At 62.3% G+C, this 19,578-nt stretch carries 15 protein-coding genes; 7 read left to right on the top strand and 8 right to left on the bottom strand.

Going from position 1 to position 19,578, the window contains the following annotated elements; translation table 11 throughout:
- Nucleotides 1–4: 4 nt before the first annotated feature.
- Entirely contained in the window at nucleotides 5–1,315 is a 1,311-nt protein-coding gene (gene argA, locus D3878_RS08965) for an amino-acid N-acetyltransferase (protein ID WP_119785165.1), read from the top strand.
- Between the two features lie 9 nt (nucleotides 1,316–1,324).
- Nucleotides 1,325–1,597 (top strand): oxidative damage protection protein, encoded by a 273-nt coding sequence (locus D3878_RS08970; RefSeq protein ID WP_119785166.1) that lies wholly within the window; start codon nucleotides 1,325–1,327, stop codon nucleotides 1,595–1,597.
- 69 nt (nucleotides 1,598–1,666) lie between these two features.
- On the opposite strand, the gene rpiA is transcribed toward D3878_RS08970, so the two are convergent.
- From rpiA to edd, 3 genes are read right to left on the bottom strand one after another with little or no spacing between them, the layout of a single operon-like run.
- Nucleotides 1,667–2,338, bottom strand: a complete 672-nt coding sequence (rpiA, locus tag D3878_RS08975) for a ribose-5-phosphate isomerase RpiA (protein WP_119785167.1) — start codon at nucleotides 2,336–2,338, stop codon at nucleotides 1,667–1,669.
- A gap of 42 nt (nucleotides 2,339–2,380) precedes the next feature.
- Complete coding sequence (eda, locus tag D3878_RS08980) at nucleotides 2,381–3,007, bottom strand: bifunctional 4-hydroxy-2-oxoglutarate aldolase/2-dehydro-3-deoxy-phosphogluconate aldolase (protein ID WP_119785168.1); 627 nt, start codon at nucleotides 3,005–3,007, stop codon at nucleotides 2,381–2,383.
- A gap of 32 nt (nucleotides 3,008–3,039) precedes the next feature.
- Nucleotides 3,040–4,956, bottom strand: a complete 1,917-nt coding sequence (gene edd / locus D3878_RS08985) for a phosphogluconate dehydratase (protein ID WP_119785169.1) — start codon at nucleotides 4,954–4,956, stop codon at nucleotides 3,040–3,042.
- Nucleotides 4,957–5,179: 223 nt separating this feature from the next.
- Between edd and pgi the strand changes: the two genes are divergently transcribed.
- The 4 genes from pgi (at nucleotide 5,180) to tal (ending at nucleotide 10,267) form a co-directional block, all read left to right on the top strand.
- The gene (gene pgi, locus D3878_RS08990) at nucleotides 5,180–6,883 is read left to right on the top strand and encodes a glucose-6-phosphate isomerase (RefSeq protein WP_119785170.1); all 1,704 of its coding nucleotides are present in this window, start codon (nucleotides 5,180–5,182) and stop codon (nucleotides 6,881–6,883) included.
- 11 nt (nucleotides 6,884–6,894) lie between these two features.
- On the top strand, nucleotides 6,895–8,364 hold the full coding sequence (zwf, locus tag D3878_RS08995) for a glucose-6-phosphate dehydrogenase (protein WP_119785171.1): 1,470 nt from the start codon (nucleotides 6,895–6,897) through the stop codon (nucleotides 8,362–8,364).
- Nucleotides 8,365–8,370: 6 nt separating this feature from the next.
- The gene (locus D3878_RS09000) at nucleotides 8,371–9,222 is read left to right on the top strand and encodes an SIS domain-containing protein (protein WP_119785172.1); all 852 of its coding nucleotides are present in this window, start codon (nucleotides 8,371–8,373) and stop codon (nucleotides 9,220–9,222) included.
- A 109-nt stretch (nucleotides 9,223–9,331) separates the two neighbouring features.
- Entirely contained in the window at nucleotides 9,332–10,267 is a 936-nt protein-coding gene (gene tal, locus D3878_RS09005) for a transaldolase (RefSeq protein WP_119785173.1), read from the top strand.
- Nucleotides 10,268–10,340: 73 nt separating this feature from the next.
- Here tal and D3878_RS09010 read toward each other — a convergent pair whose 3' ends face one another.
- The 4 genes from D3878_RS09010 to dnaX all read right to left on the bottom strand — a co-directional run bounded on the left by D3878_RS09010 (nucleotide 10,341) and on the right by dnaX (nucleotide 14,640).
- Nucleotides 10,341–11,201 (bottom strand): response regulator, encoded by an 861-nt coding sequence (locus tag D3878_RS09010; RefSeq protein WP_158592220.1) that lies wholly within the window; start codon nucleotides 11,199–11,201, stop codon nucleotides 10,341–10,343.
- A 388-nt stretch (nucleotides 11,202–11,589) separates the two neighbouring features.
- A complete protein-coding gene (gene recR, locus D3878_RS09015; protein WP_119785175.1) occupies nucleotides 11,590–12,186 on the bottom strand; it encodes a recombination mediator RecR in 597 nt (198 codons plus the stop codon).
- A 106-nt stretch (nucleotides 12,187–12,292) separates the two neighbouring features.
- Nucleotides 12,293–12,619 (bottom strand): YbaB/EbfC family nucleoid-associated protein, encoded by a 327-nt coding sequence (locus D3878_RS09020; RefSeq protein ID WP_119785176.1) that lies wholly within the window; start codon nucleotides 12,617–12,619, stop codon nucleotides 12,293–12,295.
- 95 nt (nucleotides 12,620–12,714) lie between these two features.
- The gene (dnaX, locus tag D3878_RS09025) at nucleotides 12,715–14,640 is read right to left on the bottom strand and encodes a DNA polymerase III subunit gamma/tau (RefSeq protein ID WP_119785177.1); all 1,926 of its coding nucleotides are present in this window, start codon (nucleotides 14,638–14,640) and stop codon (nucleotides 12,715–12,717) included.
- A gap of 168 nt (nucleotides 14,641–14,808) precedes the next feature.
- Here dnaX and D3878_RS09030 point away from each other — a divergent pair, with 168 nt between their 5' ends.
- Nucleotides 14,809–16,461: an isovaleryl-CoA dehydrogenase gene (locus D3878_RS09030; protein WP_119785178.1), complete on the top strand. Its 1,653-nt coding sequence runs from the start codon at nucleotides 14,809–14,811 to the stop codon at nucleotides 16,459–16,461.
- Here the strand turns inward: D3878_RS09030 and D3878_RS09035 are convergent.
- Nucleotides 16,439–19,564, bottom strand: coding sequence for an efflux RND transporter permease subunit (locus D3878_RS09035; protein WP_119785179.1), 3,126 nt, complete (start codon nucleotides 19,562–19,564; stop codon nucleotides 16,439–16,441). The genes D3878_RS09030 and D3878_RS09035 overlap by 23 nt on opposite strands.
- Nucleotides 19,565–19,578: the final 14 nt, after the last annotated feature.

A 19,578-nucleotide genomic window follows, 5' to 3' on the forward strand; every position in this document is an offset into this window, starting at 1 on the left:
GCCCATGGAAAACCCGATTGAATTCGTCGCCTGGCTGCGCTCGGTCGCACCTTATATCCACGCTTTTCGTGGCAAGACTTTCGTGGTCGCCTTCCCCGGCGAGCTGGTGATGGCCGGCGCCCTGCCGGTACTGGCGCATGATTTGTCACTTTTGCATGCCCTCGGCATCAAGGTGGTGATCGTGCATGGTTCACGCCCGCAGGTCGAGGAACAGCTTGCATTGCGTCACGTGGAAGCGCGTTTTCACAATGGCTTGCGCATCACTGACGTCACCGCGCTGGAATGCGCCAAGGAAGCCGCCGGCGAACTGCGCCTGGATATCGAGGCCGCTTTCAGCCAGGGCTTGCCGAACACGCCGATGGCGCATGCGGCGATCAGTATCATTTCCGGCAACTTTGTGGTTGCCAAGCCGCTCGGCGTGATCGATGGCATCGACTTTGAATGGACCGGCCTGACCCGCAAGGTCGCCTACGAAACCATTAACCCGGTACTCAACAATGGCGGCCTGGTACTGCTGTCGCCGCTGGGCTTTTCGCCGACCGGCGAGATCTTCAACCTGTCGATGGAAGACGTGGCGGTGGCTGCGGCAACCGCGCTACGCGCCGACAAGCTGATCTTCATCACCGAAACGCCGATGCTGACCGATGCCGGCGGCGCGGAAATCCGCGAATTGTCGACGCACCAGGCATATGCGGTGCTCGCCTCCGAATGCCTGCCGGCCGATTCTGCCTACTATCTGCAAAATGCCACCAATGCTTGCAGAAATGGCGTGCCGCGCGCTCACATCGTCCCCTTCGCCACCGACGGCTCGGCCCTGCTGGAACTGTTCACCCACGACGGTATTGGCACCATGATTTCCAATGAAAACGTGGAAAGCCTGCGCGAAGCCACCATCGAGGATGTCGGCGGCATCCTGCAACTCATCGAGCCGCTGGAAGCCGATGGCACCCTGGTCAAGCGCGGCCGCGAACTGATCGAGCGGGAAATCAGCTATTTCTCGGTGATCGAGCACGATGGCGTGATCTTCGGTTGCGCCGCACTTTACCCCTTCCCGGCTGAAAAGATGGCCGAGATGGCTTGCCTGATCGTCAATCCGGAAGTCCAGGGGCAAGGCGATGGCGAGCGCCTGCTCACCCGGATGGAAAACCGCGCGCGCGCCGCCGGCATCAAGAAGCTGTTCGTGCTGACCACCCGCACGGCGCACTGGTTCTTGAAGCGCGGCTTTGTCGCGGGGACCGTGGACGACCTGCCCAAGAATCGTCAACTCATGTACAACTGGCAGCGCAAGTCGCTGGTATTCATCAAAAAACTTTAAGGAAATAACATGGCACGTACCGTTCATTGCATCAAGCTCAACAAGGAAGCTGAAGGGCTCGACTTCCCGCCGTATCCCGGCGAACTCGGCAAGCGCATCTATGAAAGCGTCTCGAAGGAAGCCTGGGCCGGCTGGCTCAAGCACCAGACCATGTTGGTCAATGAAAACCGCCTGAACCTGGCCGATGCGCGCGCGCGCAAGTACCTGGCCACGCAGATGGAAAAGCATTTCTTCGGCGAAGGCGCCGATGCGGCGCAAGGATACGTGCCGCCGAGCGAATAAGCCCGCTGGCCTTTACATGAAAAAAGCCCGCCGATGCTCGCGCGGGCTTTTTTCATGGCGAGCCAAAACTCAATAAGTGAATTTTTTCACGCCATCGGCCATGCCCAGCAAGCCGACATCGGCGCCGCGCACAGCGAACAGGCCGACCGTCACCACGCCGACAATATTGTTGATCTGTTGTTCCAGCGCGACCGGATCGGCGATCTGCAAGCCATGCAGATCGAGGATGTAGCAGCCATTGTCAGTCAGCAGCGGCTGGCCATCTTTCAGGCGCAGACGTGGCTCGCCGCCGAGTTGCGCCAACTGACGCGCAACGGCCGCATATCCCATCGGGATTACCTCGACCGGCAACGGAAATTTGCCCAGCTTGTCGACCAGCTTGGAACCGTCGGCGATGCAAATGAATTTGTCCGCCACCGAGGCGACGATCTTTTCACGCGTGAGCGCGGCGCCGCCGCCCTTGATCATGGCGCCGGCCGCCGTGATCTCGTCGGCGCCATCGATATACACCGGCATCGACGTAATGTCGTTCAGATCGAATACCTGGATGCCGTGCGCAGCCAGGCGCGCCGCGGTGGCTTCGGACGAGGCGACCGCGCCCTTGATCTTGTGCTTGATCTTGCCGAGTTCGTCGATGAAGTAATTGGCGGTAGAGCCGGTGCCGACACCGACAATTTCGCCTTCCACGACATATTCGATGGCGGCACGGGCAACCGCCTGCTTGAGTTCATCCTGAGTCATGTTTTCTCGCAAATGGGGGAATACGCTATTTTAGCCGACACATCACCCGGCCCGCAGCGCGCTGGCCGCCTGCGCCAGCGCCGTGATGGCTGGCCAGTCGCCGGCGCGCAGCGCTTCCTTCGGAGTCAGCCAGGAGCCGCCGACGCAGGCGACATTGCCGAGCGCGAGAAATTGCGGCGCTGTTTCCAGGCTAATGCCGCCGGTGGGGCAAAACAGCGTGTCCGGCAGCGGCCCGGCCAGCGCTTTCAGCATGCCGACGCCGCCCGCCGGCACCGCCGGAAACAGCTTCAACTGGTTGAAGCCCGCCTCGCGTGCCGCCATCACCTCGCTGGGTGTCATCACCCCAGGCAAGAGCGGCAGGCCGGACGCCCTGGCGGCGCTGATCAGCGCCGACGTCAGCCCCGGCGAAACGCCAAACACCGCACCGGCATCGCGTGCGGCGACGAATTCCTCCGGCCGCGTCAAAGTGCCGACACCGACGATCGCCTGCGGCACCTGCTCGGCAATCGCGCGGATGGCAGCCAGGCCGTGCACGGTGCGCAGGGTCACTTCCAGCACGCGGATGCCGCCGGCGACCAGCGCCTGTGCCAGGGGTACAGCTTGCTGCAGTTCGTCGATGGCGATCACCGGGATCACCGGCGATGTGCGCATGATATCTGTCAGAGTCATGATGAAGGCTTTTTGGTCAGGAAGATGTGCGTTCAAGAAGATGTGCGTTCGTTCACCTGCGTATCTTCGTCGTTGAAGGGTTGGCCGCCAGTGCCCAGCGAACTGTGCTCGTAATCGCCCGCCAGCAGCGGCGGCAGGCCGAAGGTGGCGGCGCCCTCTTCGGCCATGCCGACCGTGCGGCGGAACATGGCGAACAGCTCGCGCCCCATGCCGACCTCGTTGGGCGACAGGTCGGCCACAACAGGTGCGCGCGCATCCCATTGCGCCGCCGGCACCAATGCTTGCAGCATGCCGGCCTCGGCATCCAGGCGGATCAGGTCGCCATCCTGCACGCGCCCAAGCGGGCCGCCGCCCAGGACCTCCGGGGTGACATGGATCGCCGCCGGCACCTTGCCGGACGCGCCCGACATGCGGCCATCGGTCACCAGGCCGACATGGAAGCCGGCATCCTGCAGGCTGCCCAGCGCCGGCGTCAGCGCATGCAATTCCGGCATGCCGTTGGCGCGCGGCCCCTGGAAGCGCAGCACGGCAATGAAATCGCGCTGCAACCGGCCGGCCTCGAACGCCTGCATGAAAGCGTCCTGCGAATCGAACACCAGCGCCGGCGCTTCCACCACACGGTGCTGCGGCTTGACGGCGGATACCTTCACCACGGCGCGGCCAAGGTTGCCGGTCAAAAGGCGCAAGCCGCCCTCGGGAGAAAATGGCGCGGCAGCCGGTCGCAGCACTTCAAGGCTGCCGCTGGCAGCCGGCGCCGACTGCCACACCACGCCCTCATTGCCGAGGAATGGCTCGGTGCAGTGCGCGCGCAAGCCGCGGCCGAGGACGGTGGTGACATCCTCGTGCAAAATGCCGGCGTCGAGCAACTCGCGGATGATGAAGGGCGTGCCGCCGGCGGCATGAAAATGGTTGATGTCGGCCTCGCCATTCGGATAAATCCGCGCCAGCAGCGGCACCACCGTCGACAGCGCGGCGAAGTCATTCCAGTCGATCACGATGCCGGCGGCGCGGGCGATCGCCACCAGGTGCAGGGTGTGGTTGGTCGAGCCGCCGGTCGCCAGCAGCGCGACAATGGCATTGACGATCGCCTTTTCATCGACCACATGGCCCACCGGCGTGTATTCGGCGCCCTGGGTGGAAATCTCCACCGCGCGCCGCGCCGAAGCCTGCGTCAGGGCGTCGCGCAGGGGCGTGTTGGGGGTGACGAATGCGGCGCCCGGCAGGTGCAGGCCCATGACATCCATCAGCATCTGGTTGCTGTTGGCGGTGCCGTAAAAGGTGCAGGTGCCTGGGTCGTGGTAAGACTGCGCTTCGGCTTCCAGCAATTCCACGCGGCCGATCTTGCCCTGCGCATACAACTGGCGGATACGGGACTTTTCCGGGTTGGACAGGCCCGACGTCATCGGCCCGGCAGGAATGAAGACCGCCGGCAGATGACCGAAATGTAGCGCGCCGATCAGCAGACCCGGCACGATCTTGTCGCACACGCCGAGATAGACGACGGCGTCGAACATGTTGTGTGACAGCGCCACGGCGGTCGCCATGGCAATGGTGTCGCGCGAAAACAGCGACAATTCCATGCCGGCCTGGCCCTGGGTGATGCCGTCGCACATGGCCGGCGTGCCGCCGGCGAACTGCGCCACGCCGCCGGCGGCGCGCACGGCGTCGCGAATCAGCGGCGGAAAACGCTCGAAGGGCTGGTGCGCCGACAGCATGTCGTTGTAAGCCGAGACGATCGCCACCGAAGGGCTTTTCATTTGCTTCAATTGCAGCTTGTCATTCGCGGGAAAAGCCGCGAAGCCATGCGCAAGATTGGTACAGGAGAGCGTGCCGCGCTGGACGCCCTGGTGGCGGGCAGTATCAAGCCGGTGCAGATAAGCTCGGCGGTAGGCGCGGCTGCGCACCGCGATTTTTTCGGTGACCGCTGCTACAGTGGCATGAATCGACATGGCAAACGTATCCTTGACTAAGTCGTTTTGAAATTTTACTACAAAAAGTTATTTGCTTTTGCCCTTGCAGCAACTTCTGACCTACATCAAGCCATCTTTCCGGGCAAATGTAAAGTTGGAACAAGCATGGCCTTGTTATTCTCGATAGATCAAGCTCAATATCCAGTAGTAAATTTACTTAAAAGTATTGTATATTTGCTCCAATTATCAATCAATCAGTCAAATGCCTCGGATGCCTTTCACTGCCAGCGCGACCCATACTGCCCTGATGGATCACCATGCCCGCGCATGCCAGTGGCGCATGGCAGACCTGTTCGCCCAGGATCCGCTGCGCGCGCAAGCCTTCTCGCTGGAAGCAGCCGGCCTGTTCCTGGATTATTCCAAGAACCGCATCGACCGCACCACCGTCGCGCTGCTGGTGGCGCTGGCACGCGAATGCGGCGTGGCGCAACAACGCGACGCCATGTTTGCCGGCGCCCGCATCAACACCACCGAAAACCGCGCCGTACTGCACACCGCCCTGCGCGCCCCCCGCGGCCACACCCTGCGGCTGGACGGCCGCGACATCAATGCGGATGTCCACGCCGTGCTCGATCAGATGCGGCTCTTTTCCGATCAGGTCCGCACCGGCGCCTGGCGCGGCTGCCAGGGGCAAGCCATGACCGATATCGTCAACATCGGCATTGGCGGCTCCGACCTGGGCCCGAAAATGGCGTGCCAGGCGCTGCGCCCCTATGGACACCCGCGTCTGACGTCGCATTTCATTTCCAATGCCGATGGCAACGACCTCGCTGCGCTGCTGCCGCGCCTGAATCCCGCCACCACCCTGTTCATCATCGCCTCCAAGACCTTCACCACCGCCGAGACCATGATGAATGCGCAAACCGCGCGCACCTGGTTCCTGCGCCAGCATCCGCACACCGGCGACTTGAAGAAACATTTTGTGGCGGTATCGACCAATACCCCAGCGGTCCAAGCGTTTGGCATTGCCCCGGAAAATATGTTCCCCTTCTGGGACTGGGTCGGCGGGCGTTATTCGCTGTGGTCGGCGATCGGCTTGTCCATCATGCTGGCCATCGGCTTCGATCACTTCGCGCAATTGCTGGCCGGCGCCCATGCGCTCGACCGGCATTTCCAGGAGGCGCCGCTGGAACGCAACCTGCCCGTCTTGCTGGCACTGATCGGCATCTGGAACCGCAACTATTTCCAGGACGCTTCACTTTCCATCGCGCCTTACCATCAGGATTTGAAATATTTCCCGGCCTATCTACAGCAACTGGAAATGGAAAGCAATGGCAAGCAGGTCGCCTGCGACGGCACGCCCCTGGCGGCGCCCGCCTGTCCGGTCATCTGGGGCAATGTCGGCACCAACGGCCAGCATGCCTATTTCCAGCTGCTGCACCAGGGCGCCGATGTCGTGCCGGTCGATTTCATCACGGCATTACAGCCCGCGCATGACTTGCCGGGCCATCACACGGCCTTGCTGGCCAACTGTTTTGCGCAATCCGAAGCGCTGATGCTGGGGAAAAATGCCGGGCAAGCCAGCGCCGAAATGCAAGCCGAAGGCAACAGCGCACCCGCCATTGCGGCGCTGCTGCCGCACAAGCTATTTCCCGGCAACCGGCCCAGCAATACCCTCCTGCTCGAGACCTTGTCGCCGGCCCGTCTGGGTGCGCTGATTGCGCTGTATGAACACAAGACCTTCGTGCAGGGCGTGATCTGGGGCATCAACAGTTTCGACCAGTGGGGCGTCGAACTGGGCAAGGTCCTGGCCAAACAAATTCATGCGGAACTGGCTGGCGCAGCCGTATCTAACCAGCATGACAGTTCTACCCATGGCTTGATTGCACGCGCCCGGGCTGCCACCCTGCAGGAAAAGGCGCTCCCGGATGGCGCATCCAGGTCCAGGTCCTCCATTTCCCCTTAGGCACAACCATCATGGCCCTGGCTGATTTCGATATCGTATTGTTTGGCGGCGGCGGCGACCTGGCGATGCGCAAGCTGCTGCCGGCCCTGTTCGCGCGCGACCGCGACGGTCATTTGCCGCCGGCGGCGCGCATTATTTGCGCCGGTCGTCATTTGTGGAGCCAGGAAGAATTCCAGCAATTCCTGGACAAGAGCGCCCGCCCGCACATCGACGCGGCCGCAACCGAGCCACAGCGCTGGCTGGCATTTTGCGCACGCATTCAGTACGTCGGGCTGGATGCGACCGACCCCGCTGCATATGCGCCGCTGATCGCCGCCATGCGTGCCGACCCGAATCTGGTGCGGGTGTTTTACATGGCGACGCCGCCCAGCCTGTTTTCGCGAATCTGCCACAATTTGGCGCAGGTCGGCCTGGCCAATGCCCATTCGCGCGTGGTGCTGGAAAAGCCGCTCGGACGCGACCTCGCCAGCGCCAGGCAAATCAATGCCGAGGTCGGCAAGGTCTTCGCCGAATCGCAGATCTACCGGATCGACCATTACCTCGGCAAGGAAACCGTGCAAAACCTGCTGGCGCTGCGCTTCGGGAATGTCTTGTTCGAGCCGCTGTGGCGACGCGAATGGATTTCCGACGTGCAGATCACCATCGCCGAAGAGCTGGGCGTGGGCAACCGCATGGAATACTACGATACCGCCGGCGCCCTGCGCGACATGCTGCAAAACCATTTGCTGCAACTATTGTGCATCGTCGCCATGGAACCGCCCCTGAGCGTGCAGGCCGACTCGGTGCGCGATGAAAAACTGAAGGTCCTGCGCTCGCTGAAGCGCTTCACTCCATCCACCCTGGCGCAAGACGTCGTGCGCGGCCAATACCGCTCCGGCCACGTCGATGGCGTGGCGGTGCCCGGCTATCGCAAGGAAGGCGCGCCGGCCGATTCGCGCACCGAAACCTTCGTCGCCGTGAAAGCCGAGATCGATACCTGGCGCTGGTCCGGCGTGCCCTTCTACCTGCGCACCGGCAAGCGCATGGCCGACCAGCTGGCCGAGATCGTGGTGCGCTTCAAGGCCATCCCGCATTCGATCTTTGCCCAGTCCAGTTCCACCTTCCAGCCGAATTGCCTGGTGATCCGGCTGCAGCCGGACGAAGGCCTGCAACTGAACCTGATGGCCAAGACCCCGGGCGACCGCATGCGCCTGAAGCCGGTCGAGCTGGAACTGGATTTCCGCGAACAATTCAAGATGCCGCGCATGGACGCCTACGAGCGCCTGCTGCTGGATGTCCTGCGCGGCCAGCTGACCATGTTCATGCGCAGCGACGAACTGGAAGCTGCCTGGGAGTGGGTCGAGCCGATCCTCAACTTCTGGGAACAGGAACAGACCGAGCCGCTGCCCTATAGCGCCGGCACCTGGGGGCCGGCTGCCGCCAGCGCGCTGATCGGCCGCGATGGCCTGCAATGGCGCGAAGAAGTCTTGCCGGAGATGTAGGCGCACATGCTGCTGGAATCGATACGCACCCAACTCGCCATACTGTCGCGCTCGGAAAAAAAAGTCGCGCTGGCCGTGCTCGACAATCCCAGCCTGGCGGTGGCGGAAAACATCACCGCGCTGGCCAGGAATGCCCAGGTGTCGGAGCCGACCGTGGTGCGCTTTTGCCGCGCCATCGGTTACGAAGGCTGGCACGAATTCAAGCTCAAGCTGGCGCAAAACCTGGCGCTGGCCATGCCCGGCTCCGACGAAAGCCTGGTGCCGGACGACTTGGCGGTCGACCTGGTGGGCAAGATCTGCAGCCGTTCAATCAATGCCTTGCTCGACTTGCGCAACAACCTGCAGGCGGAGCCGATCCAGCGCGCCCTCGATATCCTGGCGCGCGCCAACAAGATCGAATTCTATGGCCAGGGCACGTCCGGCATCATCGCTGCCGATGCGCAACACAAATTTTTCCGCTCGGGCGTGCCGACGGTCGCCTATTCCGATCCGCACATCCATAGCATCTCGGCTTCGCTATTGAACCCGGGCGATGCGGTGGTCGCCATTTCTCAGCGCGGCGGCAGCACCGCATTGTTGGGCAGCGTGCGCCTGGCGCGCAAGAGCGGCGCCGATGTGATCGCCCTGGTACCCAGCGGCACGCCGCTGGCCGAATTGGCCACGGTACTGGTGCCGATCGACCTCAGCTTCAACGCGGATCCTTACACGCCGATCTCGGCGCGCCTGGCGCACCTGGTCGTGATCGATATCCTGGCGGTCGGCCTGGCCCTGCGGCGCGGTCCGGAATTCCGCAAGAAAATGCTCCATGCACAAAAAGCCTTGCAAAAGCTCGACATGCCCTTCGATTCTTTCCTGTAATTAATTTAAAGCAAAATTTGCACACGTTTTCCTAAAAGCGATCCAGCATCCGGCGAGGATTGCGTACAATAAGCGATCGCCTTGCCGCTTACATTTTTCTACGCCAGCCATGAACCAGCTCGAACAACTCAAGCAATTCACCACCATCGTTGCCGATACGGGCGATTTCCAGTCGATGAAAGCGTTCGCGCCGCGTGACGCCACCACCAATCCTTCGCTGATTCTGAAGGCGGTGCAAAAGGATGAATACCGGCCGTTGCTGGAACAGGCGGTGCAACAGCACGGCAGCAAGCCGGTCGGCGAGATCATCGACCATTTGCTGGTCGCGTTCGGGCTGGAAATCCTCAAGCTGATCCCGGGCCGCGTTTCGACCGAAACCGATGCCCGCCTGTCCTTCGATACCGAAGGCACGATCGCCAAGGGACGCGAGCTGATCCGCCTGTACGAACAGGCCGACATTCCGCGCCAGCGCATCCTGATCAAGATCGCCTCGACCTGGGAAGGCATCCGCGCCGCCGAAGTGCTGGAAAAGGAAGGCATCCGCTGCAACATGACCCTGCTGTTTTCGCTGCCGCAGGCAGTTGCCTGCGCCGACGCCGGCGCGCAGCTGATCTCGCCCTTCGTCGGACGGATCTACGACTGGTACAAGAAATCGACCGGCGAGGAATACAGCGGCGAGAACGATCCTGGCGTGCAATCGGTCAAGGGCATCTACAATTACTATCGCAAGTTCGGCTACAAGACCGAAGTGATGGGCGCGAGCTTTCGCAATATCTCGCAACTGACCGAACTGGCCGGCTGCGACCTGCTGACCATCAGTCCGGAATTGCTGCAAAAGCTGGCGGAGTCCGATATGCCCTTGTCGCGCAAGCTCAGCATCGAATCGGCGCAGGCGTCCGACCTGGAAAAACTCGCGCTCGACGAAAAGGCGTTCCGTCTGATGTTGAACGACGATGCCATGGCAACCGAGAAGCTGGCCGAAGGCATTCGCCTGTTCTGCGCCGATGCCGTCAAGCTGGAAAAAATGATCGAGGCGCTGCGCTGATCATTGTCCAGCATCGGCCATGAAAAAAGCGAGATGTGCTCCCGCTTTTTTATATTCCCCTGCAGCCTGGAGCTCAGGCCGCGTTGATCACCTTGCGCGCACTCGGCAAGAATTTGGCGATCGTCGACAGCAATTCATCCTCGCTGACCGGCTTGCCGAGATAGGCATCGCAGCCAGCCCAGTTGCCACGGAATTTGTCGAAGGCGCCAGACTTGCTGGTCAACATGACCACGGCCGTATTCTTGGTGGCAGCGCTGCCCTTGAGGCGCTTGCATACTTGATAGCCATCGATGCCGGGCATCATGATATCGAGGAAGATGCAGGTATAGGGCTTGGCCTGCGCCATGTCGATGGCGGTTTCGCCATCGACGGCGAAATCCACATCGAAGCGGAACGGCGCCAGCTTGGCTTTCATGAAGGCGCGCACGGTAGCGCTGTCATCGACTACCAGCACCGATTCATTCGGGCTGGGTTCGACGAACACTTCTTCCGGCGGCGCATCCTGGTCGATCGCCCGACGGAAGGTGCGGCCATCCCACTTGTCGCCGCTGTCACTCGGGCGGCGGGCACGTTCCAACAGCGCCACGTGCATCACCGTATCGAGCTGTTCGAACAGGCGCATCCAGTGGATCGGCTTTTCCACACGCGGCCAGCCGATGTCCATGGGCGAACGGCCGATCAGCACGGCGGGCGCATAGGGGTTAGGCGCACGTTCCGCCAGCTCCTTCAAGGCGGCCGGACTGTCGCCATTGGCCAGGTAAATGTCGGTGCGCTGGCTTGGCTCAGTCGCTTCGGCATAGAAAAAGGCGCGACGCCCAGTCAGGCGGAAAGTCGAGGCCAGCATCGCCTTTTCCGCAGGGGAAAATCCGATCATTTCAAGATTGAAACGACGTGGTCCGGAGGCAGCGGGGACGTTCTGTAAGGCCTGGTTCATGGTGGTCTTTTTCTCGTGAGAAATACTGCTTGCCGTGGAGCGATTCCATTGATCAAATGATAACAGAACTCCAGGCAGTTGGACGCTGCCTGATTGCAAACTCTTGTGAATGATTGTCATGCCGCGCCAATCAAACTGTCAGTCAGTTCCAGATAGAAACTATAAAGTGGGCTGACAATTGTTGCGGCTTTCCAACTAGTCAGGATGCATCATCGAAATTTAAGCATGAAGCATGCCGAGTTACAGTCACGCTAAATGACTTTATCGGCACGCAAGCGCTCGATTTGTGCCGCATGGTATAGATTTTCCCGACTGGCACGTCGGCCGCCTGCAGCCTCGCCAGCGCTTCATCGATGCCTTGCGTGGCGCACCTTGTTGCCCCATGCTTTCAGGTGGCGCGGCGGTCGAGCATGGCGCGCGCGATAGTGCCGGCATCGACATATTCCAGTTCACCGCCGACCGGCACGCCACGCGCCAGGCGACTCACCTTCAGGCCGCGCGCCTTGAGGGTTTCGCTGATGTAGTGGGCAGTGGCTTCGCCTTCGTTGGTGAAGTTGGTGGCCAGGACCACTTCCGCCACCACGCCGTCAGTGGCGCGGGCGATCAGCTTTTCGAGGTGGATATCCTTGGGACCGATGCCATCGAGCGGCGACAGGCGGCCCATCAGCACGAAGTACAGGCCCTTGTAGGTCAGGGTCTGCTCGATCATCAACTGGTCGGCCGGTGTCTCGACCACGCACAGCAAGGTCGGGTCGCGCTCTTCATCGAGGCAAGTCTCGCACACCGCATTTTCCGTAAAGGTATTGCAGCGTTCGCAGTGATGGATACGCTCGACCGCCTGGCCCAGCGCGCGCCCCAGCATCGCCGCACCTTCGCGATCGTGCTGCATCAGGTGGTAGGCCATGCGCTGCGCCGACTTCGGCCCGACGCCGGGTAGACGGCGCAGGGCTTCGGTCAGGAAGTCGAGGCTGGAAGAGGACTTCATAGATAATGTTGGGGACAGAGTACCGCTTTCACCTTAATCAGTTGAGGACAGAGTACCGCTTCGCTTAACTCTGTCCCGCAAGGAAAAGGACGCTTTCCCGCAATATTTAAAATGGCAGCTTGAATCCGGGCGGCAGCGGCAGGCCGGCGGTGACGCCAGCCATCTTTTCCTGTGACGTGGCTTCGGCCTTGCGTACAGCGTCGTTGAAGGCGGCGGCCACCAGGTCTTCGAGCATGTCCTTGTCGTCGCCCAGCAGCGATGGGTCGATCGACACGCGCTTGACGTCGTTCTTGCAGGTCATGACGACTTTGACCAGGCCGGCGCCGGACTGGCCTTCGACTTCAATGGCCGACAACTGGTCCTGCATCTTTTTCATGTTGTCCTGCATCGCCTGCGCTTGCTTCATCAAGCCTGCCAATTGGCCTTTCATCATGGTCGTACTCCTTCTAAATAGGTTAAAAAATTGGGGACAGAGTACCGCTGCGCTTAACAAATCTGTCCAGTTATATCCAGTTGGGGACAGAGTATTTATATTGGCCTTATCGAGCCCGGCACGATGGTGGCACCGAATTCGCGCATCAGCGTCTGCACGAAGGGATCGCCCTGCATCGTTTCTTCGGCCTGGCGCTGGCGTTCCGCGCGCTCGGCTTGCGCGGCGGCGCTCGCTGTCTGTTCGACCGCGCCGATTTCGGTCGTCACGCGCACGGTCTTGCCGAAATGTTCGCTCAGCGCCGCCACCAGCTTGTCAATGCTGCCCGCGGCACACAAGGTTTCCAGCGGCACACGCAGATGAAATTGCGCAGCATTGCCATCGGCCTCGCACTGCAGCAGTTCGCTTTGTTGCGCCAGTTGCTGCGTTACCCCGCGCACCGGCAGGCCCGCGGCCAGTACCGGCCAGTTGCCGTCCCAGTTTAGCTGGGGCACCGGCGCGCACAGCGCCGCACGCGGCGGCGGCACGCTTGGCGGCAGCGCTGCCGCTGCGGCAGGTACAAGCGCTACCGGGGCTTCAGTTTTTTTTTGAGCCGCGGCCGCCGCGGCGCCGCTCTCGAATGCCGGATGCGGCACCTCATCGTCCCACGGCGGCGGCGCCTTCGACTGCTGCTGCGAAACTGGTACAGCCGGCGCTGCGGGTCTTGGTGCTGCCGCTGTCGCTCCTGCAGGCAGCTTGCCACCATTACGCGCAGCTGCCAGCGCGGCGAGGGCCGGACTCATGCCGGCGGCTGCCGGACGCGCCACCGGCACGCTGGCGCTGGCTGCCTGCGGTGCTGCGGCGAGTTTCGCCGGCGCAGCGGCTGCCGTTGCCGATGCGGCGACAGCGACAGGTGCAGGCGCGGCCTGCCCCTCGGCGCCACCCATGCCCGGGCGGAACGCCAGCATGCGTAACAAGGTCATCGAGAAGCCCGCATATTCATCCGGCGCCAGACCAAGCTCATTGCGGCCATGCACGGCGATCTGGTAAAACAATTGCACTTCTTCCGCATCGAACAAGCCTGCCAGGCGCAGGATATCCTCGCGCTCGGGGAGATCGTCCGGCACCGCCGCCGGCACCGATTGCGCCAGGGCGAGGCGATGCAGCAGCGACCCCAGATCCTGCAGCGCGCCATTGTAGGAAAGGCTGCGCACCGCCATTTCATCGGCGACCGCCAGCAGACCGGCACCATCCTTCTGCGCCAGGGCATCCAGCACGCGCACCAAAAAGGATTGGTCAAGCGCGCCCAGCATGCCCTGCACCGCTTCCAGGGTGACCTTGCCGGCGGCATAGGCGATCGCCTGGTCGGTCAGCGACAGGGCATCGCGCATCGAGCCATGCGCACCCTGCGCCAGCAGGCGCAAGGCCGGTGTTTCAAAGCTAATTTCTTCTTGGCCGAGGATGTTTTCCAGATGCCCGACGATATGGCCAGGCGGCATCTGCTTCAGGTTGAACTGCAGGCAGCGCGACAACACCGTGACCGGAATCTTTTGCGGGTCGGTCGTGGCGAGGATGAACTTGACATGTTCGGGCGGCTCTTCCAGCGTCTTCAGCATCGAGTTGAAGGCATGGTTGGTGAGCATGTGCACTTCGTCGATCATGTAGACCTTGAAGCGCGCATTGGAAGGCGCATACACCGCCTGCTCGAGCAATTGCGCCATTTCATCGACACCGCGGTTGGACGCCGCATCCATTTCGATGTAATCAACGAAGCGGCCGGCATCGATCGCCACGCAAGCTTCGCACGCGCCGCAAGGCTGCGCGGTGATGCCGCCATTGCCGTCAGCGCCTTGACAATTGAAGGACTTGGCGAGGATGCGCGACAGTGTGGTCTTGCCGACGCCGCGGGTGCCGGTAAACAGATAGGCGTGATGCAGCCGCTTATTCTCCAGCGCATGCGTCAGTGCCCGCACCACGTGCTCCTGCCCGACCAGGGTGTCGAAGCTTTTGGGTCGATACTTTCTTGCCAGAACTTGATAAGACATAGCCACGCTACAGGTTGGATGTAACCAGCATTTTACCTGACCCGCGACCAGGCAAGGCCACTTCCCGTCTGCCACAGCGTAAAACCGCATGATCATGCCTTGCCATACTTGCAAATACCGCTGAATTGCCCCTATCATCAAGACACCAACAGGCGCGGGGAGAGTGCGATGCAATGGCCCACCCATGAAGTCACCAACCAGGTACCGGACTTGCGCGACTATGACCTGTTCGCCAGCGATCTCGCCCTGTGCGAAGGTGTACGGCGCGAAAATGCCGACTGGCACCTCGAGGAATTGCAGCGCCTGGGAATGGAGCTTGGACAGGGCCGCATCCTGCAACTGGGCGACCTCGCCAACCGCCATCTGCCCGAACTGCTGACACATGACCGCAACGGCTATCGCACCGACGTGGTCAGCTTCCATCCCAGCTGGCATCTGCTGCTGGCGCTGCTGCGGCGCGAAGGCCTGCACGCGCTGCCGTGGATATCGCCGCGCCCCGGCGCCCATGTCGCGCGCGCCGCCGGCTACTACATGCATGCCCAGGTCGAGGCAGGATCGTTGTGCCCGACCACCATGACCTTCGCGGCGATCCCCGTGCTGCAAAAGGAGCCGCGGCTGTTCGCGCAACTACAGGACAAACTCTATTCGCTGGAGCACGACCCCCGCGACCTGCCGATTGCCGCCAAGAATTCGGTTTTGATCGGCATGGGCATGACTGAAAAACAGGGTGGCTCGGACGTACGCGCCAACACCACCACGGCACGACCGGACGGCGCCGGCGGGCGTGGCGCGGATTACCTGATCACCGGCCATAAATGGTTTTTCTCGGCGCCGATGTGCGACGCCCACATGGTGCTGGCGCGCAGCGAAGGCGGCCTCTCCTGCTTTTTCGTGCCGCGCTGGCGCCCGGACGGCGGCAAGAACGCCGTGCTGGTGCAGCGCCTGAAGGACAAGCTGGGCAACCGTTCCAATTCGAGCGGCGAAGTCGAATTCCAGGATGCGCACGGCATCCTGGTCGGCGAGGAAGGCCGCGGCATCCCGACCATCCTCGAAATGGCCGGCTACACGCGCCTGGATTGCGTGATCGGCAGCGCCGGCCTGATGCGCCAGGCCTTTGCGCAGGCGGCGCACCATGCGCGCCACCGCAGCGCCTTCGGCAAGCCGTTGATCGAACAGCCGCTGATGCGCAATGTGCTGGCGGACCTGGCGCTGGAAAGCGAAGCTGCCACCCTGCTGATGCTGCGCCTGGCGGCCGCCTTCGATGCCGCCGACAATTCCGCCGACGACCCGCTGGAGCGCGCCTGGCGTCGCATCATGACGCCGGCCGCGAAGTTCTGGATCTGCAAGCGCGCGCTGGAATTTTGCGGCGAATGCATGGAAGTCTGGGGCGGCAATGGCTATGTCGAAACCGGGCCGATGGCGCGCCTGTACCGCGAAGCGCCGGTCAATTCAATCTGGGAAGGTTCCGGCAACGTCATGTGCCTGGATGTGTTGCGCGCCATCGAGCGCGAACCCGACGGCTTTGCGCTGCTGCTGGAGGAACTGGAGCGTGCCGCGACGCCTCCCGCCGTGCGCGCCCTGGTCGATGGCGTCAAGGACGACATGGCGACGCCGCCGCAGCAGCGCGAAATGCTGGCGCGCCGCTTCGTGCAGCAACTGGCGCTGGCGGCGCAATCCTGCCTGATGCTGCAGCATGCGCCGGCAGCGGTTGCGCAAGCCTTCATCGCCAGTCGCGGCGATGCCGCCTGCGGGCGCGTGTATGGCACCCTGGCGTCGACAACGCTGCAGGAAGAAATCCTCAGGCGCGCTTGGCCGGCCTGACGGCCGGCTCAGCCGGCAGCGTAGGCGCCAGCAGCTCCGGCGCCAGTTCCACCGGACCGGTGCCGCTGAAGCGGTCCAGGTACAGGTAAATCACCGGAGTGATGAACAGCGTGATGACCTGCGACATGAGCAGGCCGCCGACGATCGCCACGCCCAGCGGCTGGCGCAACTCGGCGCCGGCGCCCAGGCCGAAGGCGATCGGCAGCGCGCCCATCAGCGCCGCCAGCGTGGTCATCATGATCGGCCGGAAACGCAACAGGCAGGCCGTGCGGATCGCCGCCACCGGCGCCATGCCCTGGCTGCGTTGCGCATCCAGCGCAAAGTCGATCATCATGATGGCGTTTTTCTTGACGATACCGATCAGCATCAGGATGCCGATGGTGGCAATCAGGGTCAGTTCGAACCCGAACAGGGAAAGTGCCAGCAAGGCGCCGATGGCCGCCGACGGCAGGCCCGCCAGGATCGTGATCGGATGAATATAGCTTTCATACAGCACCCCCAGCAGGATATAGATGACGGCGACCGCCAGCAGCAGCAAGGCCACCTGGCTGGTCTGCGACGACTGGAACACCGCGGCATCGCCGGCATACGAGGTGATCACGCTGGCCGGCATGCCCAGCTCGGCCTTGATTTCGGCAATCCTGGCGCTGGCGTCGCCCAAGGGCACATCCGGCGCCAGGTTGAATGACACCGTGATCGCCTGCAACTGCCCCGCATGATTGACCGCGATCGGGCCGGCGGCACGCCGCACCGTCGCCACGCTCATCAGAGGCACCAGCACGCCGGTCTTGCTGCGCACATGGATATCTTTCAGGTCGGCCTCATCCTGGCGGCCCGATCCTTCGCTTTGCAGGATCACCTGGTAGCTGTTGCTGCTGGTGAAAATGGTCGATACCTGCCGCTCGCCATACGCGCTGTAGAGCGCTGTGCGGATGTCCTGGATGCCGACGCCGGCCTGGTTGGCGCGATCGCGGTCGATATCCACCATCGCTTCCAGCCCCTTCAGTTGCGAATCGCTGGTCACGTCGCGAAAAATCGGTTCGGCGCGCATACGCTCCTGCAGCCGCTCGGCCCAGACGTTCAATTCATCGGCGCGCACACTTTGCAGCACATACTGGAACTGGCTCTTGCTGGCACGGCCGCCCAGGCGCAGGTTCTGTACCGGCGTCAGGTAGATCGACAGGCCCGGTATGGCGCCGATCTTGCGTCGCATCTGTTCCAGCACACGATCCATCGATTCACGTTCGCTGCGCGGCTTCAAGCCAATGAAAATCCTGCCGGAATCGCTGCCGCTCACGCGCGAGGAAACGGTGGCGACATTCGGGTCGTTCAGCATGACATCCGACGCCGCATTGACCAGCGCCACCATCACCGGATAGGAGGCATCCTGCGGCCCCTCCACCACGGCGGAAATCTGGCCGATGTCTTCGCTGGGGAAAAAACCTTTCGGCATGCTCTGGAACAGCCAGGCAGTCAGGGCAAAGGTGGACAACGCCACCGTCAGCGTGAAGCGCCGGTGCCGCAGGCACCAGTCCAGGCCCCTGGCATAGGCATTCAGGACGGCATGGAACAGCTTTTCAAACGAGCGGCTGAGCCAGTTTTCCTTTTTGTGCCCATCATGCTTTTCATGCCGCAGGTAGCGGCTGCACAACAATGGCACCAGCGTCAGCGACACCACGGCCGACACCAGCACCGCCAGCGACACCACGGCGGCGAATTCATGGAACATCAGGCCGATCACGCCCGGCATGTAAAAGATAGGAATGAATACCGCCACCAGCGAAATCGAAATCGAGACGATGGTAAAGCCGACTTCGCGCGAGCCCTTCAATGCAGCGGCCAGCGGCTCCATGCCATCCTCCATATGGCGCACGATGTTTTCCAGCATCACGATCGCGTCATCCACCACCAGGCCGACCGCAATCGTGATGCCGAGCAGGGAAATATTGTTCAGGCTGTAGCCCAGCCAGTGCATCAGGGCAAAACAGCCGATCAGCGAAATCGGCAGCGACAGCACCGGGATGATGGTGGCCGACAGGCGCTTCAGGAACAGGAAGATCACCATGATCACCAGCGCGATCGTCAACACCAGCGTGAGCTTGACGTCATGGATCGCTTCGCGGATCGACACCGAGCGGTCGTTCAGGACCCGGATATCGACCGAGGCCGGCATCTGCGCCTTGAATTGCGGCAGCCTGGCGATGACTTCATCGACCACGGCAACCGTATTGGCGTTCGGCTGGCGCTGCACGCCCAGGGTGATCGACGGCTCGCCATTGGCCCAGCTGCCGCTCTTGGCCGATTCCACGCTATCCTCGACATCAGCCACATCCCGCAGGCGCATCGGCACGCCGTTGCGGCTGGCGATCACCAGATTGCCGAACGCCTCGGCATTCAGCAATTGCCGGTTCGCCTGCAAGGTCAGGCTCTGGCGCGGGCCGTCCAGCACCCCGACTGGCGTATTGGCGTTGGCGGCGCGAATCGCCGCCGCCAGCTCATCCATGGTCATGTTGCGCGCAGCCAGTTCATCGGCACGCGCATTGATCCGCACCGCATAGCGGCGCTGGCCGAACACCGACACCTGCGCCACGCCGTCGATGGTCGACAGCGACGGCGAAATCAGGTTTTCGGCGTAATCGTTCAGTTCCGACAGAGACATGGACGGCGAAGTCAGCACCACCAGCAGCACCGACTGGTCGGCCGGATTGACCTTGCGGTAGGCTGGCAATGACGTCACTTCCTCGGGCAGGCTGCGCTGCGCGCGCAGCAAGGCCGCCTGCACATCGACGGCGGCAGCGTCGATGTCGCGGTCTTCATTGAATTCCAGCGTGATCGAGGTGCTGCCGCGGGTATTGGCCGAGCTGATGGTAGCCAGCCCGGCGATGGTCGAAAACTGTTTTTCCAGCGGGGTTGCCACCGACGCCGCCATGATTTCGGGACTGGCGCCCGGCAGCGAAGCGGTAACATTGATGATCGGCGTGTTATAGCTGGGCAGCGCAGAAATCGGCAGGCCAACATAGGCGAACAGGCCAACCACGACGACCGCGATGGAGAGCAGCACGGTCATGACCGGACGGCGGATGCAGAGTTCGGAAATATTCACGGTTCGATCGGCTT

Origin of the sequence: Noviherbaspirillum sedimenti, assembly GCF_003590835.1 — a bacterium.
GTDB classification, from domain to species: Bacteria; Pseudomonadota; Gammaproteobacteria; order Burkholderiales; family Burkholderiaceae_D; genus Paucimonas; species Paucimonas sedimenti.

What these genes read in the sequence shown, in the direction of transcription:
- argA (WP_119785165.1), top strand. Translation starts at nt 5, where the DNA reads ATGGAAAACCCGATTGAATTCGTCGCCTGGCTGCGCTCGGTCGCACCT.
- pgi (WP_119785170.1), top strand. Translation starts at nt 5,180, where the DNA reads ATGCCTCGGATGCCTTTCACTGCCAGCGCGACCCATACTGCCCTGATG.
- recR (WP_119785175.1), bottom strand. Translation starts at nt 12,186, where the DNA reads ATGAAGTCCTCTTCCAGCCTCGACTTCCTGACCGAAGCCCTGCGCCGT.
- eda (WP_119785168.1), bottom strand. Translation starts at nt 3,007, where the DNA reads ATGACTCTGACAGATATCATGCGCACATCGCCGGTGATCCCGGTGATC.
- D3878_RS09020 (WP_119785176.1), bottom strand. Translation starts at nt 12,619, where the DNA reads ATGATGAAAGGCCAATTGGCAGGCTTGATGAAGCAAGCGCAGGCGATG.
- edd (WP_119785169.1), bottom strand. Translation starts at nt 4,956, where the DNA reads ATGTCGATTCATGCCACTGTAGCAGCGGTCACCGAAAAAATCGCGGTG.
- dnaX (WP_119785177.1), bottom strand. Translation starts at nt 14,640, where the DNA reads ATGTCTTATCAAGTTCTGGCAAGAAAGTATCGACCCAAAAGCTTCGAC.
- D3878_RS09010 (WP_158592220.1), bottom strand. Translation starts at nt 11,201, where the DNA reads ATGAACCAGGCCTTACAGAACGTCCCCGCTGCCTCCGGACCACGTCGT.
- zwf (WP_119785171.1), top strand. Translation starts at nt 6,895, where the DNA reads ATGGCCCTGGCTGATTTCGATATCGTATTGTTTGGCGGCGGCGGCGAC.
- D3878_RS09030 (WP_119785178.1), top strand. Translation starts at nt 14,809, where the DNA reads ATGCAATGGCCCACCCATGAAGTCACCAACCAGGTACCGGACTTGCGC.
- tal (WP_119785173.1), top strand. Translation starts at nt 9,332, where the DNA reads ATGAACCAGCTCGAACAACTCAAGCAATTCACCACCATCGTTGCCGAT.
- D3878_RS09000 (WP_119785172.1), top strand. Translation starts at nt 8,371, where the DNA reads ATGCTGCTGGAATCGATACGCACCCAACTCGCCATACTGTCGCGCTCG.
- D3878_RS08970 (WP_119785166.1), top strand. Translation starts at nt 1,325, where the DNA reads ATGGCACGTACCGTTCATTGCATCAAGCTCAACAAGGAAGCTGAAGGG.
- rpiA (WP_119785167.1), bottom strand. Translation starts at nt 2,338, where the DNA reads ATGACTCAGGATGAACTCAAGCAGGCGGTTGCCCGTGCCGCCATCGAA.